The organism is Burkholderia cepacia (assembly GCF_001039005.1).
GTDB lineage: Bacteria > Pseudomonadota > Gammaproteobacteria > Burkholderiales > Burkholderiaceae > Burkholderia > Burkholderia theae.
The window spans coordinates 1-11,818 of sequence record NZ_LDWR01000055.1; the positions used below are offsets into that span (position 1 = coordinate 1).

General features: G+C 62.7%; 10 protein-coding genes. 8 read left to right on the top strand and 2 right to left on the bottom strand.

Features of this window, described 5'->3' with window-relative positions; translation table 11 throughout:
• From VL15_RS28640 to VL15_RS43300, 5 genes are all read left to right on the top strand, one after another.
• On the top strand, positions 1-1,606 hold a 1,606-nt coding region (locus VL15_RS28640), incomplete at its 5' end, for a deaminase domain-containing protein (RefSeq protein ID WP_048250070.1).
• The gene (locus VL15_RS28645; protein WP_230684546.1) at positions 1,607-1,966 is read left to right on the top strand and encodes a hypothetical protein; all 360 of its coding nucleotides are present in this window, start codon (positions 1,607-1,609) and stop codon (positions 1,964-1,966) included.
• Between the two features lie 66 nt (positions 1,967-2,032).
• Complete coding sequence (bcpO, locus tag VL15_RS42205) at positions 2,033-2,209, top strand: CDI system lipoprotein BcpO (RefSeq protein ID WP_230684560.1); 177 nt, start codon at positions 2,033-2,035, stop codon at positions 2,207-2,209.
• A 24-nt stretch (positions 2,210-2,233) separates the two neighbouring features.
• A complete protein-coding gene (locus VL15_RS28650) occupies positions 2,234-3,994 on the top strand; it encodes a ShlB/FhaC/HecB family hemolysin secretion/activation protein (protein WP_048250071.1) in 1,761 nt (586 codons plus the stop codon).
• 159 nt (positions 3,995-4,153) lie between these two features.
• Positions 4,154-4,750: a hypothetical protein gene (locus VL15_RS43300; RefSeq protein WP_048250072.1), complete on the top strand. Its 597-nt coding sequence runs from the start codon at positions 4,154-4,156 to the stop codon at positions 4,748-4,750.
• A gap of 90 nt (positions 4,751-4,840) precedes the next feature.
• Here VL15_RS43300 and VL15_RS28660 read toward each other — a convergent pair whose 3' ends face one another.
• Together VL15_RS28660 and VL15_RS28665 are read right to left on the bottom strand one after the other, a co-directional pair.
• Complete coding sequence (locus VL15_RS28660; RefSeq protein WP_048250073.1) at positions 4,841-5,635, bottom strand: polysaccharide lyase family 7 protein; 795 nt, start codon at positions 5,633-5,635, stop codon at positions 4,841-4,843.
• Between the two features lie 349 nt (positions 5,636-5,984).
• Positions 5,985-6,482, bottom strand: a complete 498-nt coding sequence (locus VL15_RS28665; protein WP_048250270.1) for a shikimate kinase — start codon at positions 6,480-6,482, stop codon at positions 5,985-5,987.
• 282 nt (positions 6,483-6,764) lie between these two features.
• Between VL15_RS28665 and VL15_RS28670 the strand changes: the two genes are divergently transcribed.
• The 3 genes from VL15_RS28670 to VL15_RS28680 are packed head-to-tail and all read left to right on the top strand — an operon-like array spanning position 6,765 to position 11,683.
• Positions 6,765-8,921, top strand: coding sequence for a filamentous hemagglutinin N-terminal domain-containing protein (locus VL15_RS28670; protein ID WP_048250074.1), 2,157 nt, complete (start codon positions 6,765-6,767; stop codon positions 8,919-8,921).
• 8 nt (positions 8,922-8,929) lie between these two features.
• Complete coding sequence (locus VL15_RS28675) at positions 8,930-10,747, top strand: ShlB/FhaC/HecB family hemolysin secretion/activation protein (RefSeq protein WP_080970983.1); 1,818 nt, start codon at positions 8,930-8,932, stop codon at positions 10,745-10,747.
• Between the two features lie 15 nt (positions 10,748-10,762).
• Positions 10,763-11,683, top strand: a complete 921-nt coding sequence (locus tag VL15_RS28680; RefSeq protein WP_048250272.1) for a peptidylprolyl isomerase — start codon at positions 10,763-10,765, stop codon at positions 11,681-11,683.
• Positions 11,684-11,818: the final 135 nt, after the last annotated feature.

Genomic DNA, 11,818 nt, shown 5'->3' on the forward strand with positions numbered 1-11,818 from the left:
CGTTGTGAAGTCCGATCAGCAGAATGGCACCGACAGCACGGCGGGTCTGTCGCGTGACTCGACGAGCGCGAATCAGACCGTACAAAACACTTTTAATTTGCAGCAGGTTCAGAACGATCTGGCTTTCGCGCAGGCATTCGGCAAGGCAGCGACCTTCGCGGTTGCGGAAGCCGCGACGCAGCTTGAGAACAGCAGCCCGCAAATGAAGGCACTGTTTGGTGAGGGCGGGGCGGGGCGGGATGTGCTGCACGCGGCGGTTGCTGCGATCGGCGCAGCGTTGTCCGGCGGTAACATCGGCGGTGCGGTAGCTGGCTCGCTGACTGGTGATTTGTTGCAGTCGCTGGCGCAGCCGATCATTGATCAGGCAGTTAGTCAGTTGCCACTGGACGCACAGGCGGCGGCGCGCAAGGCGTTGAATGAGATTGTGGCGACCGCAGGCGGTGCGGCGGGTGGCGCATTGGCTGGTGGCGGCTCGGGTACGCTTGCGGGTGCGGGGGCGGCCGCGAACAATGAGCTTTACAATCGCCAACTGCACCAAAGCGAGGCCGAAAAGCTCCAGCAACTTCAGAAAAATCAGTCACCCCAGGAACAATATCGGCTTGCTGCAGCGGAATGTGCGCTCGTGCATTGTGCAGACAATATCCCAGATAGTGATCCGAGCAAGGCCATACTGCAAAAGATGCAGAATGACGGGGCGCAGTTTGCCTACGAGAAAGATGTTCTGACGAAGGCTGGTGCATTTGATGGATACAGCAAGTTGGATCGCCTGAACGATGCTTACGATCGAAATCAGGTTTCGAATCGCCTTATGGGGGCGGTGCAAGGTGTGACTGGCGTGGCGACTGGAACGGCCGCGGCATTAGGTGGTTGCTACACCCTGGTTGCTTGTATCGCGGGCGGTGCTGTTGCGGGTATAAGCTTCGATTATGCGAAAGCGGGCTTTACTCAGGCCGTAAACGGTAATCCGACACCGACTTATGGTGAGCTGGCGCTGCAGAGTCTAGGGATGAGTCCGGGAGCGGCCGCGATGACGTACGCGGCATTGGGTCTCGGAGCAACGGTTGGTAGTGTGGCCGCAAATAATGCGGCGGTACAGGCAGCCGCGAAGGGGGTGCCTCAGTCGAGCGAGTCGGTGCAGGCCGGGATTAAGAATGATCTGGTGCAGCAGGTTGCTGATTTGCGGTCAACCTTGACGGGTAGCGCAAAAACGAGTGGAAACGTGGGTGTTGCGCAGATCAATATTCCGGGTATTCAGCCGACGATGGCAGCATCGAGTCAAATTTCTACTCCAACAGCAGAGCAACAAGCCTTGGGGTTCGTAGGAAAGGTGCCAGAGACGTTCCCTAGCTCTAACGTATGGACGTCAGGGAATGATCCAATTCTTCTTAATCGAAGTGCCGATTCTGAGGCTAAGATACTGAATAACATTGCTGCTCAACTTGGAGATAATACGTCGGTTTCTGGGACTATTAATCTGCTTACGGAGCGTGCCCCGTGTACAAGTTGTTCGAATGTGATTCAGCAATTCGAGAGTAAATATCCAAACATAAAAGTTAATGTGATGGATAATGGCGGTGTTATTAGGCCAACCAAAGCGGGTAAATGAATGAGCTCAAGCAACGAAGATCGGGTGCCATACGAAACCATTAAGGCGTGGGCGTTGGATGCATATTTCAACTTCTGTAGAGACAACGCTCTTATGGAAGGAGCTTCTCATAGGGAAGTGCTGGGGCACGTCGACCTAAATTTCGAAGGCGTGTATGAATCTCAGATCGAAAATCTAATGCTTTGTGTTGTTCAATTGGTCCTGTCGGGTGGATGGTATCAGGACGCCGAGCGGAGTATGAGAAAGAAGATCGCCGACAAAATTTCGATAGAAGGGCTCGATAATCTCTTGCAAGGCGTACCGTCTGAAGAGGCTGAGTTGTTCAAGCACGATTTGAGAATTTTGAAATTCATTCAATGATGGCATAGAGCCCGAATGATGGCGAAATTGAGACGAAGTTTTACGCTGGTATCGATTGCGGTAGCTATGGCGCTTGCGGCATGCGAAACCGTGCCGCCGGATGCGCCGCCGCGTCCGCCGCCAAAACCGGAAATGTCACCCGTGCTCCCTTCTTGGTCGAGCACGACATGGGTTATGGGCTTTTGGAAATGGAGCGGCACGGAATGGGTTTGGATTCCGGGACATTTTGCTCCCAAGCCATAAAATCAAATCAACAACACCACACCTATGACAATCCGTACCCCGGTCGTGCTGCTGTCGGCCGCATGGCTTATTCCGATGGCAGTATCGGCGCAACAGGCCCCGACACCCGCCGACCAAGCCGCCGCCGCACGCGCGAACGCCGAACAGGATCGGCAAGCACAGCAGCAACGAGAGGCACAACAGCGCGACGCGGCCGTGCGTGCGCCTTCCGTGCGTTCCGACGTGCCGAAGATCGAAGCCTATCCGGCGCTCCCCGCCGAAACGCCTTGCTTCCGTATCGACCGCTTCACGCTGGACGTGCCGTCCTCCTTGCCCGACGCGGCGAAGGCACAGGGTGCGTCAACGCTGCCGATGGACCGCTTTGCCTTCGCGCGTGAATGGCTGGACCACTACGCTGGCCAATGCGTTGGCAAGCAAGGCGTCGACGTGCTGGTCAAAGGTGTGTCCCAGGCGATTCTGGCGCGCGGCTACGTCACGACGCGCGTGCTCGTGCCCGAGCAAGACCTGTCGACCGGCACACTGAAACTGTCGCTGATTCCCGGCACGATCCGGCATGTACGATTCGCCGATGAAAAGCTGCGCGGAACGTGGAAAACGGCATTCCCGACCGGCGATGGCGAAGTGCTGAATCTGCGCGACCTTGAGCAAGGTCTGGAGCAGATGAAGCGCGTCACGAGCCAGGATGTCTCGATGCAAATCGTTCCGGGCGAGCTGCCCGGCGAAAGCGATGTGGTGCTCGACGTGAAGCGCGGCAAGCCGTGGACGGTCGTCGCATCGATCGACAACTCCGGCACGCGTGCCACCGGCAAGCTGCAGGGCAATCTGTCGGTCGGCATCGACAACCCGCTCGGCCTGAACGATATGTTCAACGTCGGGGTGAGCCAGGACCTCGAGTTTGGCGACAAGCGCCTCGGTTCGCACGGCTGGAACGGCTTCTATTCGATCCCGTGGGGCTACTGGACGGCCACGCTGTCCGCGTACTCGAATACCTACTACCAGCAGATTGCGGCCGTGAATCAGACATTCGTCGCGAGCGGCAACTCGAAGACGGTCGATTTCAAGCTGGCCCGCGTACTCGCGCGCAGCCAGAACGACGTATTGGGCGGGTATTTCCGGCTGTCGCGCCGGTTCGGGCAAAGCTTCATCGAAGACACCGAGATTCCGCAGCAGGGCCGTAACAACACGATCATCGAACTCGGTTTGACCGATCGTCATTACTTCCACAGCGCGCAGTTCGACGGCTCGCTCGCGTACCGTCAAGGCATAGGTGGGCTCGGTGCGCAGGACGATGTACCTACGGCAAATGCCGGTCAGACGTACCGCTTCAGAATGGCCGTGCTCGATGCGAACCTGTCGGTCCCGTTTGCGATCGGCAAGCAGCCGTTTCGCTACGTCGGCACGTTTCACGGTCAATACACTGGAAACACGCTGTACTACATCGATGACATGACCATCGGCAGTCGCTACACGGTACGCGGCTTCGACGGCGAAACGATGCTGGCGGCGGCGCGCGGTCTTTACTGGCGTAACGAACTGCAAATGCCGATTGGCCAGACGGGGCAGGCGGTGTACGCGGGGCTGGATTACGGCCGCGTATGGGGACCGCAGCCGGTTGTGCTGGTTGGTACGCAGTTGGCAGGCGCGGTCATTGGCGTGAAGGGTAGCGTCGGTACGCGCTTTGGTGCTTACGCATACGACCTCTTTGCCGGCACGCCGGTCTACAAACCGTCAGGCTTCCCGACCGCGCGCATCACGGTTGGATTCCAGGTGACCGCGCAATTCTGAGGCTGGTCCGTGTCTGACGCTTTCCAGGCCCAGACACTTGGCGCGGCGGTGTTCGTCGCCGTGTCTTTATATTCGTGAATCACACCGGGCGATGGGGCCACGTCGATCAGGTGGGGTGATGTTGTTTGTTAGGTGTATTTAACAATTAGAGGAAAAATCATGAACAAGCGGCTTATTCTGGCGAGCGTGATGGGGTCGGCGTTTTTTCTGTCGGCGTGCGGTGGTGGCGATGGTGGCGGCGGAAGCACGGCGACGAACAACAATGCGGCGGGTTCCACCTCGCCAACCACGTCAGGCACATCGACGTCGGATGCCGCGTTCTCCTGTCCGTCCGACTACAAAAAGCTGACGCTCACGAATAGCAACATCGTCGCGAACGTGAACATGAATTTGACCACCGACGACGGTATCGCGACGCTGACGATCAAGACACCGTCAAATGGCATCACTGGCGATTTCACCGTATGCCTCGGCAAGCCCAATCCGGTGCCCGCAGGCGTGACGGCCGACTACGTCTATGAGGTGAAGTCCTCGGGTGACCTCCGGTCGATGGCCTATTCAACGCTGACGCTGAATTTCACGACGAATGTCAAACCGACGAAGAACCCGCCGGTTATCGAATACGCGAACGTGTCGGGCGGTACTGTGACCTACCAGTCGGTGCTTCAAGGTTCATCAGTTTCGGTCGCACCGAATTACAGCCTGTCGGCAAACGCACAGGTCGCAGGTCTGTATGTTGTGCGCCTGACGCAGTAAAAGGTGATCGTCTGGGCGCGGCATTCGCGCCGCAACACCGGACCGGCGCGCAACGCGTGCCGGTCCGGTGCCATCAGATGCAACGCGCGCTCAGCTATGCGTCAGCGTCAGCGCATAGAACTTCACGACGGTGCCGGGCGTCGTCAGCGGCGTACCTGACACCGCCGTCTGATCATAGTCGCCGGCCTTGAAGTAGAAGCTCTCGCCGTCGAAGCTCGAATCCATCGTGAAGGTCTTGGTCGTGCCGTTCGCGGTGACGGTGATCGTCGTGCCGCTCAGGCTCAGCGCATAGCTGAACTTCGTGCCGACGCCGACCGTCGTGATCGCCGTGGTCTTCGCCGAGCCGCCCTGGTTGGTGTTTTCGAGCAGCAGTTGCACGACACCGCCGGACGTGACCTGCAACTCGCACAGCGGCTTGCTCGGGCCGCTACCCTGGAAGATCTGGCCGATCGTCGTGTGATCGGGCACCTGCGTGACGGCCACCGTCGCATTCAGCCGGTTGGTGCCGGACGTCGGCCAGATCGCGTTCTCGCGCAGCTCCGTGCGCGGATGCAGCGAGCCGGACGTCGTCCAGCCCTGCGTCGGGTCCATCATCACCATCGAGCCGTCGCTCGCGTCCGTGTAGAAATACGTCGGGTTCACGTAGCCGCCCGCGAGCGACGAACCGCTCACCGTGTCGACCTTGCCGGACGAGCCGGTCGGCAACTGCAGCGTGAACGGCGCGAGGTTGAAGTTCGAGCCGGGCGGGTTCGACGGGCTGAGCGCCATCGTCGTGGCTTGCTGGCGGGCGACGGCGGCCGGGCTGGCCGGGTCGTCACCGCCGCAGGCGGACAGGCACGCAACGGACAGAACGGCGACGACGCACGGGATGATCCTGTTCTTCATGGTGTTTTTTTGATGGTCCGTGGCTGGGTGCCACGTTGTGGATAACGTTTTCCTTTTATGGCGCACGATCGCCGAAGAGGAGATCGGTTGCCTGTAGAAAGCACTCCAAAATACAGAAAGCGGGTGTGGCTCGACGGCTGGAACGATGAAGTGGAAAATTGCGTGAAATTCCGGAATCGCTGAGGCTTGTAATCGGCTTTCCCTGACGCCGCTCAAGCGGAGCGAGGACGATGCTAACAAGAAGCATCGGAGGAGTAAACGTTTTCCTATGTTGGTCGATGAAGTCACTTGTCACCGACTGCTGCGAGTGATCCGCGTGCCGGCTGAAGGGCGCGGGCAGGTGTGCCGGTTACGACTCCGTCGCCGCGACCTGCTGCGCGATACGCGCCGCACATGCGTCGGGTGTCGCATCGGACGTATCGAGCACCATCTGGCTGAACGGTCGCGACGCATAACCTTCGCGATACATCTCGGCGATCCGGCTCCGCTCCCAGTCCGTCAGCGCGCGCGAGCCACGATTCGACGACGCGATCGCTTCAGGCGGGGCGAGCGTCACGACGAACAGCCGCGCATCGCGTGCATCGCAGGCGGCGCGCAGTCGTTCGCATTCCGCTTCGCCGATCGGATAGGCGATGACCAGATGACGCTCACGTGCGTTCGTGATCTGCATGACGAGACGTTCGAGCGCGATTGCCCACTGCACGTCGAACGGCGCATCGTCGGGCGCGGCGTGATCGTCGCCGTCGATGAAGCGCGCGTCGGGCAGCGCGCGTGCGAGCGCGAGACCGATCGTCGTCTTGCCGCTGTTGATCGGGCCGTTCAGGTGGATGACGGTGAGAGGTGGCAGGACGATGTGGGGAGACATGGGGTGTTGCACGGGTACTCGTGATTGTCGTGGCGGGCGGTGGCGCCGACCCGGCGCGACCGCGTGAAATTCATTCGTAATATTGTGTTTGTGAATTTGAAATAAAAATTAATTAGGGATATACCCTAAAGAAAGGTGGTGTGCGTGCCGTTAGTCCGCCTCGGTAACTCACAAAAGCATTACGGAAGAACTACATCCGTACAACCACACGACCAGATTAACCGAGGGGCGCGCGGCCGGCGAAGCCGTGCGTGTGATTCAAAGATGGGACGCATCGATTTGTTTCGGTGCGCAGGCATCGGGGGCCTGCGCACGATCTTCCTTTGCCTGGCGACGGCAGGGGGGCTGCCGCATTGCGCAGTCGCCGCGGGGATCGTTCCGGACGGCGGTACGCCGACAAGCGTGTCGGCGGGACCGAACGGCCGGCAGTTCGTGAACCTCGCGCCGGCGGTCGCCGGCGTCTCCAGCAACACCTACTCGTCGTTCAACGTGACGACCGCCGGTGCGACGCTGAACAACGTCGGCATCAACGCACGCACGATCGTCAACCAGGTGACGAGCACGAACCGCAGCCTGATCGAAGGCGAGATCGCCGTGGCCGGGCCGCGCGCGAACGTAGTGCTGGCGAACCCGAACGGCATCACGATCAACGGCGGATCGTTCGTCAATACGGGGCATGTCGCCCTTGCCACCGGCAATGTGAGTTTCAACGACCTGCAGATCGCACCGGGCGTGATCCAGCGCAACATCGTGATCGATACGTCGACCGGAACGATCGTCGTCGGCCCGGGCGGTCTGGCCGGCGCACTGATCGGCCTGGACATGATCGCGAAGACGATTCGCGTCGACGGACCGATCGACAATACATTCTCGTCGGCGACCGCCGGTGTGCGCCTGCTGGCCGGCCGCAGCCGAGTTGAACTGAACACGGGGCTGTCGCCGACCGATAACGCCAACGACTGGCTGGCGCGCAGCGCGACGACGGATCCCGATACTGCGTCGTCCTACGCGATCGATATCACCGCTGCCGGCAGCCTGACCAGCGGCCGCGTGCAGTTGATCGTGACCGACCGCGGGCCCGGCGTGCGCAGCGCCGGCCCGATGAATGCGTCGCTGGGCGATTTCACGCTGACGTCTAACGGGAACGTCGAGTTTTCGCACACGAAGCTCGGCGTCGCGGAGGATTTCGCCGTGACGGCGCAGGGCAGCGTGACGTTGACGGACACGGAGGTGAAGGTCAACGGCGGTCGCGCCGGCCTCTCCGCGACGGACGCCATTGCGTTCACCGGCAGCAGCCTGCTGGCATCGGGCGGCATCAAGCTGAATGGCGCGAGCATCGCACTGCGGCCCGACGACGCGATGGCCGGCTCGACGGTGGCGTCGTCGCAGAGCGGCGTGGTGCTGAAGAGCGGCGCAGACATCGTGAACGTCGGTTCACTCGTGCAGGGGCAGGTCGCGATCGACGCGGATGCCGACTCGGCAGGCGCGGTGACGCTGAACGCGGCCGGCCGCATCCTGAACCAGTCGCAGCCGCAGACGCGGATCGGCATCCTGTTTGGCGTGAAGGGCGACGTATCGCTGACCGCGGGGGCGGACATCGTCAACCAGAACGCGCGGATCCTGTCGAACCGGAACATCTCGATCGCGGCCGGCGGCGATCTGGAGAACGTCGTCGATCACAGTACGGGCGTGCAAAACGGCGCGGTGATCGGGTTTGCCGAGCAAGGCAGCCGATTCCTGTTCTTCCGGCATCGCAGCGACGGCTTCACGGTCGACTACGGCGCGCTCGCGGACGCCTCCAAGCTTGCGTACATCACCGCCGACGAAGGCAATGTGTCCGTGCGTGCCGCGAACGTCAGGAACATCGGCGGATCGATTCTTTCGAACGGCGGTGCGATCGGCATCGCCGCGCGCGACAGCCTGCTGACACAGGCGATCTTCACGGGCCAGGCATCGCTCCGGCGTACGTGCTTCGTCTTCTGCCGCTCGAGCGCATCGTCGAGCGTGCAGGCTTTCGGCGGCGCGATCGAGGCCGGCACCGACATCCTGTTGAAGGCCGGCACGCAGATTACCAATACGGGCGGTACGGTGCGCGCGCTAGGCGGGTTGACGCTCGATGCGCCCAAGACACTCGCGCAGGGCGTGGAGGGCTATGCCGTGATCAACCGCGATCACGATTTGAAGGGATGGTTCGGCAATCGCTGGGCGGCCATCTATCGGAGCGATACCGGCGGCCTGTTCAGCGGCGGAACCGGCAAGGTGCGCCTGACGGGCGAGGCGGATATCGAGGGCGGCGCGTACCGTGCGCCCGAAGGCGTGCTGGCGGCCGGCGGCGTGGTGACGATTCGGCCGCCGCATCGGGATCTCGTGACGATCGGCAACCGCAATCATCTGGGCCTCGTGTCGTGGTTCGGTCTGTGAGGGGCGGCATGTCGTCGGGAATGGTCCGGGTGCTTGCGCTGGCGATCGGCGCGATGCCGTTGTGCGTGCGCGCGCAGCTCGCCGGCGGATTGCCGCCCGGCGCGCCGCCGGGGTTCGGCGCGATGCCGCCGGGGCTCGCGGTGCCGCGCGCCGAGCAGGACCCCGCGCAGCGCCTGCTCCAGGAACAGCGCGACCGGCAACGCCGCGAGGAAATCGCGCAGCCGCCAGCGCAGATCGCATTGCCCGAACAGCCGGCCATGCCCGACCTGCCGCCGGGCACCGATGTCGAAACGCTACCGGACGTGGCGCCGATGTTCCTGATCGAGCGCGTCGAATTCACGGGCGACACGATTCTGGGGCAGCCCGCGCTCGACCGTATTGCGGCACCGTTTCTCGGCAAGCAGCTCGGGCGCAACCGGATCAACCTGTTGCTGCGCCGGCTGACCGAAGCCTTCATCGCCCAAGGCTACATCACGACGCGCGCGTACCTGGGCCCGCAGAACCTCGCGTCCGGCACGCTGAAGATCAATCTCGTCCCGGGGCGTGTGGCCGCGCTGACGCTGAACGGCAAGCCGCTGCGTCCGCGCGACCCGAACGAGAAATGGTACGAGGTGCGCGGCGGCGGCCTGTTGACCGAAGCCGGCACTGCATGGGCGTTCGCTAGCGCACCGGGTGATCCGCTGCGCCTGCCCGATCTCGAGCAGGGCGTCGACCAGATCAACCGGTTGCGGCGCAACCAGGCCGAGATCCGCATCCTGCCGGGCGAAGCGCCGGGGGATTCGGTCGTCGCGATTTCGAACCGCTATGGCGACCGTCTTCACTACGATTTCGGCATCGACAACTACGGCAGCTCGCAGACCGGCAAGACGCGCTATCGCGCGGGCATCGAGGCCGACAACGTGATCGGGCTGCAGGAATCGCTGTCGTTCAACTACGTGGGGACGACCGAAACGAACGCGCTCGTGTTTTCGGCGGCGGTGCCGTACGGGTATCAGACCTTCAGCTACACGGTGTCGATGTCCGAGTACCAGCAGGCGATCGGGGACGTCGCGCTGCTCGAAGGCCGCACGTTCAGCCAGATGCTCGGCTGGAACGATGTGCTCGTGCGATCGTCGAGCGGGCGCCTGAGCGTCGACGTGACGCTCAACAAGCTGCGCACCGAGCGCGATGTGAACGGCCTGCCGCTCTCGCCGCAGAACCTCACGGTGCTGCGCGTCGCGCTCAATGGACTGGCCCGGTTCGTCGCGCGTGGACAGGGCGCCGCGGCGACCTGGGACGTCGGCGTATCGCAGGGACTGCCCTGGCTTGCGGCCAACCATGACGCATCGGACATCGGCATCGATGACGCGCACAGCCAGTTCACGAAGCTCGATGCAACCGGCACGCTGCAGTTTGCGCTCGGCAGTCTCGCCGGGAGCGCATGGGCCTATCGCGGCACGCTGCGTGCGCAATACAGCCGCGTGGCGCTGTTCGGCAACGAGCAGATCTTCCTGGGCGGCATGGGTTCGGTCCGCGGGTTCACGGAAGGCGGGATCGCAGGCGACAGCGGCCTCTTCGTCCGTAACGAGGCTGCGTGGCAGAACGTGCCCGCCTGGCGCGACGCGCGAATCGAACCGTACGTGTTTCTCGATGGCGGCAAGACCCACCTGAATGCGCAGGGCGGCTGGCCGACGCTCGTCGGCGCCGGCGTGGGCACGCGCGCGCAATGGCGCCTGAGGAGCGGAACGGTCTCGGCCGAAGTGCTGGTCGGGCAGGCGCTCGCGCAGCCGGCGGCGCTCGGCAGGAAAGCCACCGTGCTGCAGGCAACACTCAACTGGTCGGACTGAATGAAGGAGAACCTCATGAATCGTCTTTCGAACGGTCGCTTGATTGCGATGCAACGGAATCTGCGGGCGCGCATGCGCCGGACCGGCATTGCGCTTGTCGCCGCCATGCTTTGCGGCACGGTAGCGACACAGGCGCATGCACTGAACAAGGCCGCGAAGAAGCAGGCGGATACGGTCGCCGCGATGCCTGCCGATGCCGTCGCGAGCGTGAACGGCGTGGCCGTCACGCAAACGCAGGTCGACGAAGCGGTGCGCGCATCGAAGGCGCCCGATACGCCGGCGCTGCGGGCGGCGATGAAGAATCAGTTGATCGCACGCGAACTGTTCCGGCAGGCGGCGCTGAAGCAGCACTACGACACCCGGCCACAAGTCGTTGCCGCGGTCGAGCAGGCGAAGACACTGGCGATGACGCAGGCGTACCTGCACGACCAGGTCAAGCCGGCACCGGTCCCGGAGACGGACGTCAGGGCGCGCTACGACGCGATCGTCGCGGGGCTCGGCGAGAATGAATACGAGCCGAGCGCGATTGCGGTCAACGACGCGGACACCGCGAAGCAGATCATCGCGCGACTCAGGAAAGGCGAGGACTTCGGCACGCTCGCGCGGCAATTCAGCAAGGGGCCGGCTGCTATGCAAGGCGGCGCGCTGAACTGGATCTCGTTCAAGACGCCGATCGAGGCGGCCAATACGCAGAACTGGCCGCAGCCGCTCGCCGAAGCGCTCGTGAAGCTGCCGCAGGGTGGCCTGACGCGCGAGCCTGTTCAGGTCGGCGACGCGTACTGGATCCTGCGCGTCGACGACAAGCGCGCGACGCAGGTGCCGTCGTTCGACCAGGCGAAGGACATGCTGCGGCAGCAGCTCGAGCAGGTCGCGATGGAGAAGGCCACGGCGCAGGTCGTCGCGGACCTGATCCGGAGCGCGCGCATTCAGCAGTAGGCGGCAAGCAGTTGTGCCGGGCCGATGCCCGGCGATCACTCACGCGATTCCGGGCGGGGAAATCCCGGCATCGCGCGACGCCACGGTCGGCCGGCCGATGGCGTGAGACGCAGGGCGCAAGCCCGGAAGAACGAA

Bases quoted from the DNA above. Each gene is read 5' to 3' on its own strand.
- VL15_RS28645 (WP_230684546.1), top strand. From the start codon at position 1,607: ATGAGCTCAAGCAACGAAGATCGGGTGCCATACGAAACCATTAAGGCG.
- bcpO (WP_230684560.1), top strand. From the start codon at position 2,033: ATGGCGCTTGCGGCATGCGAAACCGTGCCGCCGGATGCGCCGCCGCGT.
- VL15_RS28650 (WP_048250071.1), top strand. From the start codon at position 2,234: ATGACAATCCGTACCCCGGTCGTGCTGCTGTCGGCCGCATGGCTTATT.
- VL15_RS43300 (WP_048250072.1), top strand. From the start codon at position 4,154: ATGAACAAGCGGCTTATTCTGGCGAGCGTGATGGGGTCGGCGTTTTTT.
- VL15_RS28660 (WP_048250073.1), bottom strand. From the start codon at position 5,635: ATGAAGAACAGGATCATCCCGTGCGTCGTCGCCGTTCTGTCCGTTGCG.
- VL15_RS28670 (WP_048250074.1), top strand. From the start codon at position 6,765: ATGGGACGCATCGATTTGTTTCGGTGCGCAGGCATCGGGGGCCTGCGC.
- VL15_RS28675 (WP_080970983.1), top strand. From the start codon at position 8,930: ATGTCGTCGGGAATGGTCCGGGTGCTTGCGCTGGCGATCGGCGCGATG.
- VL15_RS28680 (WP_048250272.1), top strand. From the start codon at position 10,763: ATGAATCGTCTTTCGAACGGTCGCTTGATTGCGATGCAACGGAATCTG.